General features: G+C 73.0%; 8 protein-coding genes. 7 read left to right on the forward strand and 1 reads right to left on the reverse strand.

All coding sequences use genetic code 11. From position 1 onward, the window contains the following. Positions 1-248 precede the first annotated feature (248 nt). Positions 249-4,451, reverse strand: a complete 4,203-nt coding sequence (locus tag KJP73_RS03440; protein ID WP_213281365.1) for a S8 family serine peptidase — start codon at positions 4,449-4,451, stop codon at positions 249-251. 555 nt (positions 4,452-5,006) lie between these two features. Here KJP73_RS03440 and KJP73_RS03445 point away from each other — a divergent pair. From KJP73_RS03445 to KJP73_RS03475, 7 genes are all read left to right on the forward strand, one after another. Then, complete coding sequence (locus KJP73_RS03445) at positions 5,007-6,476, forward strand: D-alanyl-D-alanine carboxypeptidase family protein (protein ID WP_213281366.1); 1,470 nt, start codon at positions 5,007-5,009, stop codon at positions 6,474-6,476. An 88-nt stretch (positions 6,477-6,564) separates the two neighbouring features. Beyond that, entirely contained in the window at positions 6,565-7,002 is a 438-nt protein-coding gene (locus KJP73_RS03450; protein WP_213281367.1) for an OsmC family protein, read from the forward strand. A 134-nt stretch (positions 7,003-7,136) separates the two neighbouring features. Beyond that, positions 7,137-10,088, forward strand: a complete 2,952-nt coding sequence (locus KJP73_RS03455) for an FAD-binding and (Fe-S)-binding domain-containing protein (protein ID WP_213281368.1) — start codon at positions 7,137-7,139, stop codon at positions 10,086-10,088. 299 nt (positions 10,089-10,387) lie between these two features. Continuing rightward, on the forward strand, positions 10,388-10,918 hold the full coding sequence (gene rplJ, locus KJP73_RS03460; protein WP_213281369.1) for a 50S ribosomal protein L10: 531 nt from the start codon (positions 10,388-10,390) through the stop codon (positions 10,916-10,918). Positions 10,919-11,000: 82 nt separating this feature from the next. After that, the gene (gene rplL, locus KJP73_RS03465; protein ID WP_213281370.1) at positions 11,001-11,393 is read left to right on the forward strand and encodes a 50S ribosomal protein L7/L12; all 393 of its coding nucleotides are present in this window, start codon (positions 11,001-11,003) and stop codon (positions 11,391-11,393) included. Between the two features lie 498 nt (positions 11,394-11,891). Beyond that, entirely contained in the window at positions 11,892-15,398 is a 3,507-nt protein-coding gene (gene rpoB / locus KJP73_RS03470; RefSeq protein WP_213281371.1) for a DNA-directed RNA polymerase subunit beta, read from the forward strand. A gap of 119 nt (positions 15,399-15,517) precedes the next feature. Next, positions 15,518-19,387 (forward strand): DNA-directed RNA polymerase subunit beta', encoded by a 3,870-nt coding sequence (locus KJP73_RS03475; protein WP_213281372.1) that lies wholly within the window; start codon positions 15,518-15,520, stop codon positions 19,385-19,387. The last annotated feature ends 89 nt before the right edge of the window (positions 19,388-19,476 follow it).

Here is a 19,476-nt window from a genome sequence, read left to right on the forward strand (position 1 = left end):
GGGGCGGTGCGGGGGGGGCTCCGCCGGCGGCCGCGGCCCCCCGGGCCCCAGGGGGGGGGCCCCCCCCCCCGGGGCCCCCCCTGCCCCCCGCCCCGGCGGTCGCCCCCCCCGGGGCCGCCCGCGGGGCCGCGGCGGCGGGAGGAGGCCGGGATCCCCCGGGCCCCCCGGGCCGCCCCCGGGGGGGGGGGGGGGGGGGGGGGGGGCCCCCCCGGGGCCCGCCGCACCGCGCCTGCGCGGGTGCGTCCCCCTCAGCGCACCCGCAGCACCCCCAGCGTGAGTGTCGGGGTGTAGCCGCCGTCGCCGGTGTACAGCGCGGTGACGGTGGTGGTGCGGTTGACCGCCGGCAGGGTGACCGTCGCGGCACCGTCGGTCAGCGGGACCGTGGCGACGGGGCGGATGCCCACGAGCACGGTGACCTTCCCGCCGGCGACGGGCCCGCCCTCGACCCCGGAGACGGTGACGGTCACGGGCGGCGTGGCGCCCTTCGCGACCGTCCACGACGGGGTGTCGAGCGTGATGGTCGGCACCGTGGCCAGCACGCGGTAGGCCCGCTGGCTCTTCGAGCCGTCGACGTCGGCGCTGCCGGTGAACACCGCGGTCAGGGTGTGGGACCCGGACTTCAGGTCCCGCGGCAGGGCGATCGTGACGGTCGCGTCGTTCCCCGTGCCGGCCACGAGCTCGCCGGTCCCCAGGACGGTGTCGCGCTCGCGGATCTCCACGGTGCCGGTGGGCACGGCGCCCTGACCGGTGACGGTGACGGTGGCGCTGACCTCGGACCCGTACCGCCCCGAGTTCTGCGACAGCGTGACCTTCGTGGTCGAGCCGGCCTTGCGGACGTCGACGGAGACGGCCTCCGACGTGGAGCCGGCCCACGCCGTGCTGTCCGGCGTGAACACCGCGGCGAGGCTGTGCGCCCCGCCGCCGAGCCGGACCGTGGCGGTGGCCGTGCCGCCGGCCACCGGCGCGGTGGCGATCTCCGTCTCGCCGTCCCGGAACGACACGGTGCCGGTGGCCTCCGCGGGGGCGACCGTGGCGGTCAGCGTGACGTCCTGGCCGACGCGGGGCGACCCGGAGACGGCGAGGGTGGTGGTGGTCGGCGTGGCCGCCGGGACGGTGACGTCGAGCACCTGGGCGCGGGTCGTCGGGTCGGCGTTGTGGCTGTGCAGCACCAGCAGCCGGTCGGGGGTGACGGTCGAGGTCGTCGACCGGTGCACGGTCAGCTCCGTGGTGTCGGAGCCGACGTACCAGAGGGCGTCGGTGACCCCGGCGTCGAACCAGTACGGCGGGTCGAACGGGTCGACGGTGAACGGCTCCACCGCGTCGAGCTGACCCGAGGGGTCGGCGGCGTAGTCGGAGTACGTCCACACCGTGGCGGTCGGCGTGGCACCCGGGGCGAGCCCGAGCGCCGCGATGCTGACCGGCGCGACGAGCACCGAGTTGTCGAACACCGTGGTGTCGACGTCCCCGAACGCGCCGTTGACGCCCTGGACGTCCAGGACCTCGCCGGAGTCGTAGTCGAACGTCGCGGCGACCGTGACGTCGGCCGCCTCGCTCAGCTTCTGCACGACCGTCTCGACGTCCGGCGTGCCGTCGGCGTCGACGTCCCAGTCGATGACCGGCAGCACGGCCTGGCCGAGCGTGGCCCAGTCGCCGTCCACCGCGATGCCCACGCCGAGGTACCCGTCGGCAGGGTCGCCGCCCGCGGCGGCCTGCTGCGGTGCGGTGGACGTCCAGCCGACCCAGCGCAGGTCGCCGGACGCGACGGCCGACTCCGAGGTGATGAAGCCGGGCACGTCCTCGAGCTTCGGGCTGGTGGCGGCGAGGTTCAGCGGCGCGACCAGGGAGGTCCAGCCGCCGGAGTCGACGCCCCGGCCCGACAGGGTGAGCGGCGCGGTGGTGGCACCCGCGTCGGCGAAGGACACGGGGTCCGCGGTGAGCTCGCTGACCAGCCGGGGAGCGGCCTGCACCGGGACGCGCAGCTCCTGCTCGCCCGAGGTCAGCACGAGCCGCCCGGACAGCGCCGCCACGTACTCGCGCGGCACGCCGCCCTGGGACGTCGCCGAGGTCGGGTCGATCTCCCGCTCGAGCGTGGCCGGGTCGGCCGTGAGGGTCAGGGTGACGAGCTCCTGCTGACCGGCGGGCACCGTGAGCGTGGCCGGCGAGGTGGTGATGGTCGCGCCGCCGGTGGTGGTCGCCGCGACGAACGCGGTGTCGAAGGTGGCCGCCTCCGTGCCGGTGTTCTGCACCGTGACGGTCTTGCGGAGCTCGACGGTCTCGTCGGCGACGTCGACGACGCCGAAGGTCACGGACACCTGGTCCGGGTCCTCCGAGCCGTACGCGAGCACCGTCTCGGCGACCGCCGCCCGGGCGTCCACGCGGCCGGAGCCGACCCGCTGCGGGCCGTACGTCGTGCCGGTCTGGCCCGCACCGGTCCACACGTCGTGCGTCGCGGTGTTCATCACGGCGGCCTTCACCTGGGCCGGCGTCCAGCCCGGCTGGGTGGCGCGCACGAGGGCGGCGATGCCGGCGACGTGCGGGGATGCCATGGAGGTGCCGGACAGCGACTGCGCGGCGTTCCCGGAGCCCGAGGCGGCCGAGAAGATCAGCGTGCCGGGAGCGGCGACGTCGGGCTTGATGATGCCGAGCGAGCCGTGCGCCCCGCGGGACGAGCCCGGGTTCAGCGCGTCGCCGACCTCGTCCGCGGTGACCGCGGCGGCGAGCGACGGGCCGATGTGCGCGGTGACGCCGCCCGCCTGGATCGCCGGCAGCAGCGCGTCGGTGGAGGACGCGGTGAGCTGCGCGCCGGGGATGGTCGCGTTGCCCGAGATGCCGGCGGCGAACACCGTCGACTCCGTGCCGAGCAGCACGCCGGCCGCTCCGGCGGCCTCGGCCGCGTTGAACCGGGCGACGCTGCCGCACGCGCGGGTCGCGTCGTCGTCGTCCCACCACAGGTAGACGATGTTCCCGGCGATCTGGTCGGCGTACGGCGTCAGCGGCGTGCAGCCGTCCACGTCGTCGCCCAGGTACACGACCGGTGCGGTGACGTCCGCGGCGCCCGCGTAGGCGATGGAGTTCTGCGCCGACCAGGTGCGGACGAGCGCCGGGTCCGGGGCCTGCGTGACCTCGACGCCGTCGTAGGTCTGCGGGCTGCCGACCGAGTTCGCGACGGTCAGGCCGGATGCCGCGGACCCGGGGGAGCCGCCGACGTCGGTGATGTCCGCCGAGTTGCCCGCGGACAGCACCGCGAGGGTGCCGAGGTCGGACAGGCGGTCGATCAGCAGGTTGTCCGGGTCGTCGGACGGGGTGGCGGAGGCGCCGAGCGACAGGTTCACGACGTCGAGGTGGTCCCCGAAGTCGCCGTCGCCGTCCGGGTCCGCCGCCCAGTCCAGGGCGAGGCCCGTCAGGTCGGTCGAGCCGCCGATGTCGCCGAAGACCTTGAGGGCGTAGAGGCCCGCCTCGGGAGCGGCGCCCGGCCCGACCTGCCAGTCCGACAGGTCGGTGAGCGAGGCGTAGTCGCCGGTGAAGGTGGTGCCGTCGGCCTGCACGCCGTAGCCCGCGGCCGAGCCGGCGACGTGCGTGCCGTGGCCGGAGTTGTCGGACGTGTAGACCGAGTCGATCGGGTTGGTGTCCTCGGTCGGCGTCAGCGTCGCGCCGGGGAGCTCCGAGGCGGGGTCCGCGTCGTACAGCGGGCCGGCGAAGTCGTGGCCGCCGAGGAACTTGGCGGGGTCGTACAGGCCCTCGGGGACCGGCTGCGTGCCGTCTTCGCCGTAGGCGGCGGCGTAGGCCTCGAGGGTGCCGGGACCGCCGAAGTCGGCGTGGGTGTAGTCCAGGCCGGTGTCGATGATGCCGATGCGGATGCCCTCGCCGGTCTCACCGGTGTCCTGCCACACCTGCAGCGCCCGCGTGAAGGCGTCGGTGGAGGAGTTGTCGGCGGTCTTGGTCGTGACGCGGTACACGGCGACGACGTCGTCGGAGCCCGCGAGCGCCCGCACCTGGGCGGCGTCACCGGTGACGAGGGCGCCGGACACGAGGTTCGACAGGGTGGCGATGCGCTGCGGCTCGACGGCGGCGGCCCGCGCGGCGGGGTCGACCTCGGCGGGCACGACGGCCTCGGCGACCTGCTCGACCTGCGCGGTGGCCTCCTGCACGGCGGCGGCGTCGCCACCGTCCTCGGCGACGTCCAGGCCGGACGGGGTGTCGAGCTGCACGAAGGCGGTGACGGTGCCGTCCGCCTCGGCGAGCCCCGAGCTGACCTTGTCCTCGGTGCCCGCCAGCACGTCGTCCGAGGCGACGGGGTCGCCGGCACCGGTGGCGAGATCGCCGGGCGACAGGGGTGCCGGCGGTGACGCGGCACCCGGGCCGCCGGCGGTGGCGACGCCCCCGGCCCCGAGGGTGGTGGTGGCGGCGAGCGCCAGGACGGTCAACGAGGCACGGAGCGAGCGACGCGTCATGCGGGGATCCGATCTAGGGCGAGGGCCAGACGCCGCCACCTCGTGACTGACGGTCACGGTGGTGGTGACAGGTGGCACACGCTACAAAGTTCTGGGCGATTCGTCACGGTTTCCCCACACATTGGTTGCTCAGCGCACGCACAGCCGTCGCTAGGATGGGTGACCTGGACCACATCGGGTGTGCTCACGGCCTCGGCCGGCACCTGGGCGCTCTGAGGACCACGGCTGTGCGGATCTCGTGAAGATCGCGCGGCCTCATCGTCACGGGATCTTCGCGTCCCTGTCGCGTCACCCTTGAACGGCCCCGCGGTCCGTTGCCTAACCTCGTGCCCCGTGAGTGACCGCATGCCCGCCCCGCGGAGCGCCTCCCGGGGACGGCATGCCGCCCCGCGCGGCGCATCCGAGCCGGCCTTCGCGACGACACCCACGCCCCCTGCACGGGAGGCGGGCGTCGGCGCGCCTGCCGGTCGGCCCGACGCCGCCACCGTCGCCCCCGCGACGGCCGAGCCCGCGTCGACCGCGACGACCCCGACCGAAGGTGCAGCTACCCGCCCCGTGACGTCCTCGCCCTCCACCCCCACCCCCGCGCTCCCCGACACCACCTCCGCGCTCCCCGGCGCCCGCACGCCCGACGCCGGCACCGCCGCGACGGCGCGTGCCCACGGCCGCCGCGCCGCCGGCCCCGCCGACGAGCACGCCACGGACAGCCCGCGCCGGTCGGCTCCCACGGGCCGCCGCGCCGCCGCCCCCGGTGGCCGCCGCGTCGCCGAGCCCGCCGACCGGCGCGGCTCCCACCGCGCCGAGGGCCGCCCCTCCGTGCGCACCCCCGCCCGCGGCGTCCCGGTCCCCGCGACCCTGGCGACCGCGGACGCCCCGGCGAACCGTGCCGAGCGCCGGCGGCGGCGCGCCCCGCGCCGGTCCGCGACCCGGGTGGCGCAGGGTGCCGTCGCGGTCGGCCTCGCGTTCGGCGTCGGGGGCTTCGCGATCGCCCCGGCCGCCGTCGAGCGGGCCGCGGCCGGTGCCGCGCGCGCCGCGACCGCGGACCCGACGCAGGACGCCTCCGTCACCGAGCCGGCGGCGACCCTCGAGCCGGAGGTCGTCGAGGAGCGTCAGGCGGCCGTCGTCCTGGCGAGCACCACCGCGCAGCAGGCCGACACCGCGAAGGCCGACGCCGTGGCCTCCGCCGTGCCGACCGACGCCGTCGCCGCGCTCAGCACCGCGGTCGCCGAGCTCGACACGCTCATCGCCGCGACGCAGTCCGAGCAGCCCGCGCTCCGGGCGCTGCAGCCGGCGGACCCGCCCGCGCCGGTGCTCTCCGGTGACGTGCTGGCCCAGGCCGTCGAGGTCGCCGGCGCCGCGGGTCAGGCCGACGCCGCCGCGTCCGCGGGAGCGGTCACGACGTCGGACGACGCCGCGGCGCCCGAGCCGACGGCCGAGGTCTCCGAGCCCGCCGTCGCCGCGGAGGACCCCGAGGACCCGGCCGCCGCGCGCCTCACCGCCGCGGTCGAGCGGGTCGCGACGCTCACCGCCGAGCTGCAGGTCGTCACGCAGCAGACCCAGGAGGCCGCGGCTGCAGCGGCCGCCGCCGCGGAGGCCGCCCGCAAGGAGGCCCAGCGCACCTCGCTCGACAGCTACGACAACGGGCAGATCCCGGCGTCGGCGCTGTGCGACCTCGGGTTCGCGCCGGGCCAGCAGTTGCGCTGCGACGCGGCCGAGGGCCTCGAGCGGCTCAACACCGCCTTCACCGCGCAGTTCGGCACCAACCTCGTGATCACCGACTCCTACCGGTCGTACGGCCAGCAGGTCGCGTGCCGCCGCCAGAAGGGCAGCCTGTGCGCGACGCCGGGCACGTCCAACCACGGCAACGGCACGGCGATCGACCTCGGCGGCAACGCCTACTCGTTCGGCACGGACCAGCACGACTGGATGCTGGCGCACGCCGAGGAGTACGGCTGGACGCTGCCGGACTGGGCACGTGCGTCCGGGTCCAAGCCGGAGCCGTGGCACTGGGAGTTCGTGGGCTGAGGCGCGTGCGCGGGTGCCCGGCGCGACCTACGGTGGGTCGCGCGGGCGGCCGGCCGGTCGCCCTCCCGTACTCGTGAGGAGCCCCGACATGCCCACACGCACCGCACGCACCGCCTGGAACGGCACCCTCAACGAGGGCGGCGGCCAGGTGGAGCTCAGCAGCTCGAAGGTCGGCACCTACGACGTGTCGTTCCCGAAGCGCGCGGCCGAGGAGGCCGGTGGCACCACCAGCCCCGAGGAGCTGATCGCGGCCGCCCACTCGTCCTGCTTCGCGATGCAGCTCTCGGCGCTGATCGGTGAGGCGGGCGGCACCCCCGAGTCCCTGGAGGTCACGGCCGACGTCACCCTCGGCCCGGACCCCGCCGGCGGCTTCCGGATCACCGGGATCGCGCTGAAGGTGCGCGGCGAGGTGTCCGGCCTCGACGAGGCGGGCTTCCTGCAGGCCGCGCAGGACGCGAAGGCGACCTGCCCGGTCAGCAAGGCGCTCACCGGCACCGAGATCACGCTGGACGCCGCGCTCGACTGAGCGACGCCGTCGACGACGCCCCCGCGGACCCGGTCCGGCGGGGGCGTCGTCGTCCTCGGGGACATCGCGCCCGCCCCGCCCGGGTGCTGGACGTCCCGGCCGACCCGCGCCGGGCCGGTGCGAGACTGGGGCGCGTGTCGACCGCCACGTCCCTCCCCCCGGGCGCCACGCCGCGCGCCGACACCGCCGCCGAGGCCGCCGAGCTCGTCCGGGCCCTGCGCTCCGCGGTCGCCGGCGGCGTGGACGACTCCTCCCGGCGCCGGGCCGAGTACTCCACGGACGCGTCCAACTACCGGGTCGTCCCGTCCGTCGTCGTGTTCCCCCGCGACGTCGACGACGCCCTCGCGGCGCTGGAGGTCGCGCGGGGTCTCGGCGTCCCGGTGACGTCGCGCGGCGGCGGCACCTCGGTGGCCGGCAACGCGGTGGGCACCGGCGTGGTGCTCGACTGGTCCCGGCACGTCAACCGCGTGCTGGACGTCGACCCGGGCACCGCGACCGCGCGCGTCGAGCCGGGCGTCGTCATGGCGATGCTGCAGAAGGCCGCCGCCCCGCACGGCCTGCGGTTCGGCCCGGACCCCTCGACGCAGGCCCGGGCGACGCTCGGCGGGATGATCGGGAACAACGCGTGCGGGCCGCGCGCGGTGGCCTACGGGCGCACCGCGGACAACGTGCTGGAGCTCGACGTCGTGGACGGCCGGGGCCGCCGGTTCACCGCCGGCAAGGGCCTGGACCCGGTTCCGGGGCTGGACGAGCTGGTCCGCGCCGAGATGGCCACGCTGCGCACGGAGCTCGGGCGGTTCGGCCGCCAGGTCTCCGGCTACTCCCTGGAGCACCTGCTGCCCGAGCGCGGCGCCGACCTGGCCAAGGCCCTCGTGGGGACCGAGGGCACCGTCGTGACGCTGCTCGGCGCGACCGTCCGGCTGGTGCCCGTGTCCGCCGCGCCGGTGCTGGTCGTGCTCGGCTACCCCGACATGGCGACGGCCGCGGACGCGGTGCCCGCGCTGCTCGCGCACCGGCCGCTCGCGATCGAGGGGATGGACGCGCGGCTGGTCGACGTGGTCCGGCGCGTCAAGGGCGCCGCCGCGGTGCCGCCGCTGCCCGAGGGCGCCGGCTGGATGATGGTCGAGGTCGGCGGGGACACGCTCGACGAGGCGCTGGAGCGGGCGCGCGCCCTCGCGGCGGACGCCGGCACGCGAGCGGTCGGGGTCTTCCCGCCGGGGCCCGAGGCCGCCGCCATGTGGCGCATCCGCGAGGACGGCGCCGGGCTCGGCGGGCGCACCCCGTCGGGCGAGCAGGCGTGGCCCGGCTTCGAGGACTCCGCGGTGCCGCCCGAGCGGCTCGGGGCGTACCTGCGCGAGCTCGAGGCCCTGATGGCGAGCCACGGCGTGGACGGCCTCGCGTACGGGCACTTCGGCGACGGCTGCGTGCACCTGCGCCTGGACGTGCCGATGGAGCGGTCGGGCGACCCCCTGCGCGCCTTCATGACGGACGCGGCGCACCTCGTCGCCGCCCACGGCGGGTCGCTGTCGGGGGAGCACGGCGACGGCCGGGCGCGCTCCGAGCTGCTGCCCGTCATGTACTCCGAGAAGGCGCTGGCGGCGTTCGGCGCGTTCAAGGACCTGCTCGACCCCGACGACCTGCTCAACCCCGGCGTGCTGGTGCGCCCCCGCCCGCTGGACGCCGACCTGCGACGGCCGCACGCCCGCCCGATCCCCGCCGGCCACGGCGGCTTCGCGTACGCGCACGACCACGGGGACTTCACCACCGCGGTGCACCGTTGCGTCGGCGTGGGCAAGTGCCGCGCGGACTCGTCCGCCACCGGTGGGTTCATGTGCCCCTCGTACCTGGCCACGAAGGACGAGAAGGACTCCACCCGCGGCCGCGCCCGGGTCCTGCAGGAGATGGCGAACGGGTCGCTGGTGTCCCGCGGCTGGTCCTCGCCGGAGGTGCACGACGTCCTCGACCTGTGCCTCTCGTGCAAGGCGTGCTCGTCGGACTGCCCCGCGGGCGTCGACATGGCCCAGTACAAGGCGGAGGTGCTGCACCGCACCTACCGCGGCCGGCTCCGCCCGGTGAACCACTACGTGCTCGGCTGGCTGCCCCGCTGGACCCGGCTCGTCACCGGCGTGCCCGGCCTCGCGCGGCTGAGCAACGCGGTGCTGGGCGTCCGGCCGCTCGCCAAGGTCGTGCTCAGGCTCGGCGGCATGGACACCCGCCGGAAGATGGTCGACTTCGCCCCCGCGCCGTTCCGGTCGCGGGTGCGCCGCGGCGAGGTCGACGTGCGCCGCGGGGGAGCGCCGTCGACCGCGGGCGGGACCTCCCTGTCGGTGACCGGCACCTCCGGCCGGCCCCCGGTCCTGCTGTGGACCGACTCGTTCAGCGACGCGCTCGCCCCGTCGATCCCGGTCGCCGCGGTGCGGGTGCTCCGCGCCGCGGGCTACGAGGTGCTGGTCCCGGAGCACGACGCCTGCTGCGGCCTCACCTGGATCTCCACCGGGCAGCTCGACGGGGCCCGCAAGCGGCTCACGCACCTGCTCGAGGTGCTGGGCCCGTACGCCGTCAACGGCGTGCCGATCGTCGGGCTCGAGCCGTCCTGCACCGCCGTGCTGCGTTCCGACCTGCTGGACCTGCTCCCCGACGACCCGCGAGCCGTCGCGGTCGCCCGCGCGACGCGGACGCTCGCCGAGCTGCTGACCGCCCCGTCGCCGGTCGGCCCCGGCGACCGGTGGGAGCTCCCGGACCTGTCCGACGTCACCGCCGTCGTGCAGCCGCACTGCCACCACCACGCCGTCATGACGTACACCGCGGACCGGACGCTCCTGTCCGAGGCCGGGGCGTCGTTCTCGACCCTCGCGGGCTGCTGCGGCCTCGCCGGGAACTTCGGCATGGAGGCCGGGCACTACGACGTCTCCGTGCAGGTCGCCGAGCACGCCATGCTGCCCGCGCTGCGCGACGCCGCCCCGGGGGACGTGCTGCTCGCCGACGGGTACTCCTGCCGGACGCAGGCCGACCAGCTCGCCGGCGTGCAGGGCGTGCACCTCGCGGAGCTGCTCGCGTCGCACCTGCCCGGGGCGTCGCGCGACTGACGGGCGCCTCCGACGAGCCGCTCACGGCCGGTGACCGGCGGATTTGGGCCCCCGGCGCGCGTGCCGTAGTCTGGTCGCTGCCCAAGACCGCAGGTCGTCGGCTCCCGTGCTCCTCCCGCTTCCGTGGGGTGCGCCCGAGAGCCGCCCGAAGTCCCGCTCCGGCGGAGGCCCGCGCAGGTTTCGAAGTTCGATGGTCGTGCGTGAAGACGTGCGTGCTGCGAGCCCCGGCCTGCGCCGGGGCTCTTTCGCGTTCGGGGTCGAGGACGACGCCCTGCGGCACCACCATCGGAAGGATCGACATGGCGAGGCCGGACAAGGCAGCCGCAGTCGCCGAGCTCACGGACCAGTTCCGTGACTCGAACGCGGCCGTGCTGACCGAGTACCGCGGGCTCACCGTCGCGCAGCTCAAGTCGCTGCGTCGGTCGCTCAGCGGCAACGCGAACTACGCCGTGGTGAAGAACACGCTGACCGCGATCGCGGCCAAGGAAGCCGGCATCGAGGGGATCGCGGACGAGCTCAAGGGCCCGTCCGCCATCGCCTTCGTCACCGGTGACCCGGTCGAGGCCGCCAAGGGTCTGCGGGACTTCGCTCGCGCGAACCCCGCGCTGGTCATCAAGGGTGGTGTCCTCGACGGACGCGCCCTGACCGCCGCGGACGTCACCAAGCTCGCGGACCTCGAGTCCCGCGAGGTCCTGCTGGCCAAGGCTGCCGGTGCGATGAAGGCCAAGCTGTTCCAGACGGCTTACCTCTTCACCGCGCCCGCGTCGAAGGCCGTGCGCACCGTCGAGGCTCTCCGCGCCCAGCAGGAGACCGCCGACACCGCTGCCTGAGCCGACCAGGCTCAGCCGCCCCACACCCTGCCCCTGCCGGTCGCCGTGACCGGAGGGGATCGAGACGGAAGGAACCGCCACCATGGCGAAGCTCACCACCGACGAGCTCATCTCCGCGTTCAAGGAGCTCACCCTCATCGAGCTCTCCGAGTTCGTGAAGGCGTTCGAGGAGACCTTCGAGGTCACCGCTGCGGCCCCGGCCGCCGTCGCCGTCGCCCCCGCTGCCGGCGGTGCCGGTGCGGACGCCCCGGCCGAGGAGGAGAAGGACGAGTTCGACGTCATCCTCGAGGCCGCCGGCGACAAGAAGATCCAGGTCATCAAGGAGGTGCGCGGCCTCACCTCGCTCGGTCTGAAGGAGGCCAAGGACCTCGTCGACGGCGCGCCGAAGCCGGTCCTGGAGAACGTCAACAAGGAGACCGCGGACAAGGCCAAGGCCGCCCTCGAGGGCGCCGGCGCCACCGTCACCCTCAAGTGACCCGCCCCGGGGGCCCGGCGCTCACGCGCTAGGCCGCCCGGACGCTCCACGCGAAGGCCCGCACTCCCTCCGGGGGGTGCGGGCCTTCGCTGCGCCTGCCCCCGGCGCGGCGACGGCACCCCGCGGCGCCGACGGCACCCCGCGGCCGAGACTGCGCCCCGTGCACAGTGCGCGGTCCCGGCTACCGGGCGCACTCCGTGGCGCGCGCCAGCGCAGCCGGGGGAGCGGGAATGTTCCGGGGGAGGGGCGGCGTTGCAGCGTCCGGACCCCGCGACGTGGCCGGGTCCCCGGCGGGTGTGGCGCACGTCCCATACCACGGCCGTTGGACTTGCCGCCACATTCGTACTACGCTAGCGCTTTGCGCTGGCCTGTGCCCGCGATCCCGTATAACCCGCGCTCACCAGCATCGTAGTACGCGATGCCCGGAGGCCCGAGGCCGGGGGGTCGCGAACCGCCGGGCACGGCGCAGGGAACTCGATCTGCTGGGAAGGACCCCTCTTGGCTGCCTCGCGCACCTCCTCCGCAACGTCCGAAGCCATCGCGAACCGCACCGCATCCCGCCGCCTCTCCTTCGCCCGGATCGACGAGCCGCTGGAGGTCCCCGACCTCCTCGGCCTGCAGACGGAGAGCTTCGACTGGCTGCTGGGCAACGAGAAGTGGCAGGCCCGGGTCGCCGCCGCTCTCGAGACCGGTCGCCAGGACGTACCGGAGACCGCTGGACTGGAGGAGATCTTCGAGGAGATCTCCCCCATCGAGGACTTCGGCGGCACCATGTCGCTGTCGTTCCGCGAGCACCGTTTCGAGCCGCCGAAGTACACGGCCGACGAGTGCAAGGAGAAGGACTTCACCTACGCGGCGCCGCTGTTCGTCACCGCGGAGTTCGTGAACTACACCACCGGTGAGATCAAGAGCCAGACCGTCTTCATGGGCGACTTCCCGCTCATGAGCGAGCGCGGCACCTTCATCATCAACGGCACCGAGCGCGTCGTCGTCTCGCAGCTGGTGCGTTCCCCGGGCGTGTACTTCGAGCGCACCGCCGACAAGACGTCCGACAAGGACATCTTCACGGTCAAGATGATCCCGAGCCGCGGTGCGTGGCTGGAGTTCGAGATCGACAAGCGCGACAACGTCGGCGTCCGCGTCGACCGCAAGCGCAAGCAGAACGCCACCGTGCTGCTCAAGGCCCTCGGCATGACGGAGTCGGAGATCCGCGAGGAGTTCGCGCAGTTCCCGGCCGTCATCGACACCCTGGAGAAGGACCACGTCCAGACCCAGGACGAGGCGCTGCTCGACCTGTACCGCAAGATCCGCCCGGGCGAGCCGCCGACGGTCGAGGCCGGCCGCGCGCTGATCGAGAACTTCTACTTCAACCCGAAGCGCTACGACCTCGCGAAGGTCGGCCGCTACAAGGTGAACAAGAAGCTCGGCATCGACGTGCCCCTGGCCGACTCGGTGCTGTCCAAGGACGACATCGTCGCCGCGATCAAGTACATGGCCGCGCTGCACGCCGACGTGACGACCCTCCCGGGCCGCCGCAACGGCGAGGCGATCGAGGTCCGCGTCGAGACCGACGACATCGACCACTTCGGCAACCGCCGCATCCGCGCGGTGGGCGAGCTCATCCAGAACCAGGTCCGCACGGGCCTGTCCCGGATGGAGCGCGTCGTGCGCGAGCGCATGACGACGCAGGACGTCGAGGCGATCACGCCGCAGACGCTGATCAACATCCGCCCCGTCGTGGCCTCCATCAAGGAGTTCTTCGGGACGAGCCAGCTGTCGCAGTTCATGGACCAGAACAACCCGCTCGCCGGCCTGACGCACAAGCGTCGTCTGTCCGCGCTGGGCCCGGGTGGTCTGTCCCGCGACCGCGCCGGCATGGAGGTCCGTGACGTCCACCCGTCGCACTACGGCCGCATGTGCCCGATCGAGACCCCTGAGGGCCCGAACATCGGCCTCATCGGCTCGCTCGCGACGTTCGGGCGGATCAACCCGTTCGGCTTCGTCGAGACCCCGTACCGCAAGGTCGAGAACGGCCGCGTGACGGACGAGGTGCACTACCTCACCGCCGACGACGAGGACCGCTACGTCATCGCCCAGGCCAACGCGGCCGTGCGCGAGGACGGCCGGTTCGCCGAGGACACGGTCCTGGTCCGCGTCAAGGGTGGCGACACCGAGGACGTCGCGGCCGAGGTCGTCGACTACATCGACGTCTCGCCGCGCCAGATGGTGTCGGTCGGCACCGCGCTGATCCCGTTCCTCGAGCACGACGACGCCAACCGCGCCCTCATGGGTGCGAACATGCAGCGCCAGGCCGTGCCGCTGGTCCGCTCCGAGGCGCCGCTCGTCGGCACCGGCATGGAGTGGCGCGCGGCGGTCGACGCGGGTGACGTCATCGTCGCCACGAAGCCCGGTGTGGTCACCGAGGTGTCGGCGGACCTCATCACGGTCGCGAACGACGACGCCACCACGACCACGTACCGCGCGGCGAAGTTCCGCCGCTCGAACCAGGGCACGAGCTACAACCAGCGCGTCCTGGTCGACCAGGGCCAGCGCGTCGAGGTCGGCTCGGTGCTGGCGGACGGCCCGGCGACGGACGAGGGCGAGCTCGCGCTCGGCCGCAACCTGCTGGTCGCGTTCATGTCGTGGGAGGGCCACAACTACGAGGACGCGATCATCCTGTCGCAGCGCCTCGTGCAGGACGACGTCCTGTCCTCGATCCACATCGAGGAGCACGAGGTCGACGCCCGCGACACCAAGCTCGGCCCGGAGGAGATCACGCGGGACATCCCGAACGTCTCCGAGGACGTCCTGGCGGATCTGGACGAGCGCGGCATCATCCGCATCGGTGCCGAGGTCGCGGCCGGCGACGTGCTGGTCGGCAAGGTCACCCCCAAGGGCGAGACCGAGCTGACCCCGGAGGAGCGCCTGCTGCGCGCGATCTTCGGCGAGAAGGCGCGCGAGGTCCGCGACACGTCGCTCAAGGTCCCGCACGGCGAGTCCGGCACGGTCATCGAGGTGCGCACGTTCAACCGCGAGGACGGCGACGAGCTGCCCGCCGGCGTGAACGAGCTCGTCCGGGTGTACATCGCCCAGCGCCGCAAGATCACGGACGGCGACAAGCTCGCCGGCCGTCACGGCAACAAGGGCGTCATCTCGAAGATCCTGCCCGTCGAGGACATGCCGTTCCTCCCGGACGGCACGCCGGTCGACATCGTCCTGAACCCGATGGGTGTCCCGGGGCGCATGAACGTCGGCCAGGTCCTGGAGGTCCACCTCGGGTGGATCGCCAAGCAGGGCTGGAACGTCGAGCTGGCCGAGGGCGACCTCTCCTGGATCGACGAGGTCCCGGAGATCGCCAAGTCCTCGACCCCGGGCAACCCGGTCGCGACGCCGGTGTTCGACGGCGTGCCGGAGGAGACCCTCACCGGTCTGCTCGGCTCGACGCTGCCGAACCGCGACGGCGAGCGCATGGTCGGCGTCGACGGCAAGGCGCGGCTCTTCGACGGCCGCTCCGGCGAGCCGTTCCCGGAGCCGGTGGCCGTGGGCTACATGTACATCCTCAAGCTGCACCACCTGGTGGACGACAAGATCCACGCCCGGTCGACCGGCCCGTACTCGATGATCACGCAGCAGCCGCTGGGTGGTAAGGCGCAGTTCGGTGGCCAGCGGTTCGGCGAGATGGAGGTGTGGGCCCTCGAGGCGTACGGCGCCGCCTACACGCTGCAGGAGCTCCTGACCATCAAGTCGGACGACATCCCGGGCCGCGTCAAGGTGTACGAGGCGATCGTCAAGGGGGAGAACATCCCCGACTCGGGCATCCCGGAGTCGTTCAAGGTCCTCCTCAAGGAGATGCAGTCGCTCTGCCTGAACGTGGAGGTGCTGTCCTCGGACGGCGTGTCCATCGACATGCGCGAGAACGACGACGAGGTGTACCGCGCCGCCGAGGAGCTGGGCATCGACCTGTCCCGGCGCCCGAACGCCGCCAGCTCCATCGACGAGATCTGACGCCGAGCGTCCGCCGGCCCACCGTGAGGAGGGCCGGCGGGCCGCCCGCACCCCTTGCACCATTCCGTTCCGCCGGACCGCGTACCGCGAGAACCGGCAAGCGAAGGAAGTAGGACCCCTTGCTCGACGTCAACGTCTTCGACGAGCTGCGTATCGGCCTGGCCTCGGCCGACGACATCCGTGCCTGGTCGCACGGTGAGGTGAAGAAGCCCGAGACCATCAACTACCGGACTCTCAAGCCTGAGAAGGACGGTCTGTTCTGCGAGAAGATCTTCGGTCCCACCCGGGACTGGGAGTGCTACTGCGGCAAATACAAGCGCGTGCGCTTCAAGGGCATCATCTGCGAGCGCTGCGGCGTCGAGGTGACCCGCTCGAAGGTCCGTCGTGAGCGCATGGGCCACATCGAGCTCGCCGCGCCCGTCACGCACATCTGGTTCTTCAAGGGTGTGCCGTCGCGCCTCGGCTACCTGCTCGACCTCGCCCCGAAGGACCTGGAGAAGGTCATCTACTTCGCGGCCTACATGATCACGTGGGTCGACACCGAGGGTCGTCAGGAGGACCTCCCGAACCTCCAGAACGAGATCGACCTGGAGCGCAAGGAGATCGCGGACCGCCGCGACAACGACATCAACACCCGCGCGCAGAAGCTCGAGGCCGACCTGGCCGAGCTCGAGGCCGAGGGTGCGAAGGCCGACGCCCGCCGCAAGGTGCGCGACTCGGCCGAGCGCGAGATGGCCCAGATCCGCAAGCGTGCGGACGCGGAGATCGAGCGTCTCGACACCATCTGGGACAAGTTCAAGAACCTCAAGGTCGCGGACCTCGAGGGCGACGAGCTGCTCTACCGCCAGCTGCAGGACCGCTACGGCAACTACTTCGAGGGCTCGATGGGCGCGCAGGCGATCCAGAAGCGCCTGGAGGCCTTCGACCTGGAGGCCGAGAGCGAGAACCTGCGCGAGATCATCCGGTCGGGCAAGGGCCAGCGCAAGACCCGTGCGCTCAAGCGCCTCAAGGTCGTCAACGCGTTCCTCACCACGACGAACTCGCCGACCGGCATGGTGCTGGACGCCGTCCCGGTCATCCCGCCGGACCTGCGCCCCATGGTGCAGCTCGACGGCGGCCGGTTCGCCACGTCCGACCTGAACGACCTGTACCGCCGCGTCATCAACCGGAACAACCGCCTCAAGCGGCTCCTGGACCTGGGCGCGCCGGAGATCATCGTCAACAACGAGAAGCGGATGCTCCAGGAGGCCGTGGACTCGCTGTTCGACAACGGCCGCCGCGGCCGCCCGGTCACGGGCCCCGGCAACCGCCCGCTGAAGTCGATCTCCGACATGCTCAAGGGCAAGCAGGGACGGTTCCGCCAGAACCTGCTCGGCAAGCGCGTCGACTACTCGGGCCGTTCGGTCATCGTCGTCGGCCCGCAGCTCAAGCTGCACCAGTGCGGTCTGCCCAAGCAGATGGCGCTCGAGCTGTTCAAGCCGTTCGTGATGAAGCGCCTGGTCGACCTGAACCACGCGCAGAACATCAAGTCGGCCAAGCGCATGGTCGAGCGCGCGCGCCCGGTCGTGTGGGACGTGCTCGAGGAGGTCATCACCGAGCACCCCGTGCTGCTCAACCGTGCACCCACGCTGCACCGTCTGGGCATCCAGGCGTTCGAGCCGCAGCTCGTCGAGGGCAAGGCGATCCACCTGCACCCGCTCGTCTGCGGCGCGTTCAACGCCGACTTCGACGGTGACCAGATGGCTGTCCACCTGCCCCTGAGCGCGGAGGCGCAGGCCGAGGCCCGCATCCTCATGCTCTCGAGCAACAACATCCTGAAGCCGTCGGACGGCCGTCCGGTGACCATGCCCTCGCAGGACATGATCATCGGCCTGTTCCACCTGACCTCCGACAAGGAGGAGCCGGTGGGTGCCGGCCGCGCGTTCAGCTCGGTCGCCGAGGCGATCATGGCGTTCGACCAGGGCAGCCTGGACCTCAACGCGGTCGTGCGGATCCGCATGGACGGCCTGGTGTTCGCGCCGGGCACCGAGCCGGAGGGCTTCGTCGCCGACGAGCCGTTCCTGTTCGAGACCACGCTGGGCCGCGCGCTGTTCAACGAGCTGCTGCCGGTCGACTACCCGTACGAGAACGGGGTCGTCGACAAGAAGCGCCTGTCGGTCATCGTCAACGACCTGGCCGAGCGGTACCCGAAGGTCGAGGTCGCCGCGTCGCTGGACGCCCTGAAGGAGGCCGGCTTCCGCTGGGCCACCCGCTCGGGCGTCACGATCTCCATCTCGGACGTCGCTGCGCCGACGGCCAAGGCGGAGATCCTGACCGAGCACGAGGCGCGCGCGACGAAGGTGCAGGGCCAGTACGACAAGGGCCTCATCACCGACGACGAGCGTCGCCAGGAGCTCATCGAGATCTGGACGCAGGCCACCGACAAGGTCGCCAAGGCGATGCAGGAGAACTTCTCGGCCCGCAACACCGTGTTCCGCATGGTCGGCTCCGGTGCGCGAGGCAACTGGATGCAGGTCCGGCAGATCGCCGGTATGCGCGGCCTGGTGGCGAACCCGAAGGGCGAGATCATCCCGCGCCCGATCAAGGCGAACTACCGCGAGGGCCTCTCCGTCCTCGAGTACTTCATCGCGACGCACGGTGCCCGCAAGGGTCTGGCGGACACCGCTCTGCGGACCGCCGACTCGGGCTACCTGACCCGTCGTCTGGTGGACGTCTCGCAGGACGTCATCGTCCGCGAGGAGGACTGCGGCACCGAGCGCGGCCTCACCATGCCGATCGGCGTCAAGGGTGCCGACGGCACGCTGCGCCGGCACGACAAGGTCGAGACCTCGGTCTTCTCCCGCACGCTGGCGACCGACGCCGAGATCGACGGCGAGGTCATCGGGCACGCGGGTGAGGACATCGGCGACGTGCTGCTGGACCGCCTGCTGGCGGCCGGTGTCGAGTCGCTGAAGGTCCGGTCCGTCCTGACCTGCGAGTCGCGCGTCGGCACCTGCGCGAAGTGCTACGGCCGTTCGCTGGCCACCGGCAAGCTCGTCGACATCGGCGAGGCCGTCGGCATCATCGCGGCCCAGTCGATCGGTGAGCCCGGCACCCAGCTGACGATGCGTACCTTCCACACCGGTGGTGTCGCGTCGGCGGAGGACATCACGCAGGGTCTGCCGCGTGTCCAGGAGCTCTTCGAGGCCCGCACCCCCAAGGGTGAGAGCCCCATCGCGGAGTTCTCCGGCCGGATCACGATCGACGAGGCGGACCGCACGCGCCGCATCGTCCTCACCCCGGACGACGGCTCCGAGGAGATCGCCTACCCGATCACCAAGCGCTCGCGCCTGCTGGTCAGCGACGGCGACCACGTCGAGGTCGGCACGCAGCTCGTGCAGGGTGCGGTGGACCCGAAGAAGGTCCTGCGCATCCTCGGCCCCCGCGCCACCCAGAAGCACCTGGTGGACGAGGTCCAGGAGGTCTACAACTCCCAGGGCGTGGACATCCACGACAAGCACATCGAGGTCATCGTGCGGCAGATGCTGCGTCGCGTGACCGTGCTGGACTCCGGGGACACGGGCCTCCTGCCGGGCGAGCTCGCCGAGCGCGGCCGGTTCGAGGACTTCAACCGCCGTGCGGTCGCCGAGGGTGGCCAGCCGGCCTCGGGCCGTCCGGAGCTGATGGGCATCACGAAGGCGTCGCTCGCGACGGACTCGTGGCTGTCGGCGGCGTCCTTCCAGGAGACGACGCGCGTCCTCACCGAGGCCGCGATGTCGGGCCGGTCCGACCCGCTGCTGGGCCTGAAGGAGAACGTGATCCTCGGCAAGCTGATCCCCGCCGGCACCGGTCTTCCCCGGTACCACGAGGTGGCGGTCGAGCCCACCGAGGAGGCGAAGGCCGAGCTGTACCCGTCCTTCGGCTACGACGAGATCGACTTCCCCGCCCTGGGCCTCGGCTCGGGCGAGGCGATCCCGCTCGAGGACATCGACTTCGGCGACTACCGCTGACGTCACGCCTCACCGGTCCGAGGGGGTCCGCCGTGCTCGTCACGGCGGGCCCCCTCGGCCGTGCTCCGGCCGCCCGGGTCCTCCCGCCG

This window comes from Cellulomonas hominis, from assembly GCF_901521055.1.
GTDB lineage: Bacteria > Actinomycetota > Actinomycetes > Actinomycetales > Cellulomonadaceae > Cellulomonas > Cellulomonas endometrii.

Bases quoted from the DNA above. Each gene is read 5' to 3' on its own strand.
- rplL (WP_213281370.1), top strand. From the start codon at position 11,001: ATGGCGAAGCTCACCACCGACGAGCTCATCTCCGCGTTCAAGGAGCTC.
- KJP73_RS03440 (WP_213281365.1), bottom strand. From the start codon at position 4,451: ATGACGCGTCGCTCGCTCCGTGCCTCGTTGACCGTCCTGGCGCTCGCC.
- rplJ (WP_213281369.1), top strand. From the start codon at position 10,388: ATGGCGAGGCCGGACAAGGCAGCCGCAGTCGCCGAGCTCACGGACCAG.
- KJP73_RS03450 (WP_213281367.1), top strand. From the start codon at position 6,565: ATGCCCACACGCACCGCACGCACCGCCTGGAACGGCACCCTCAACGAG.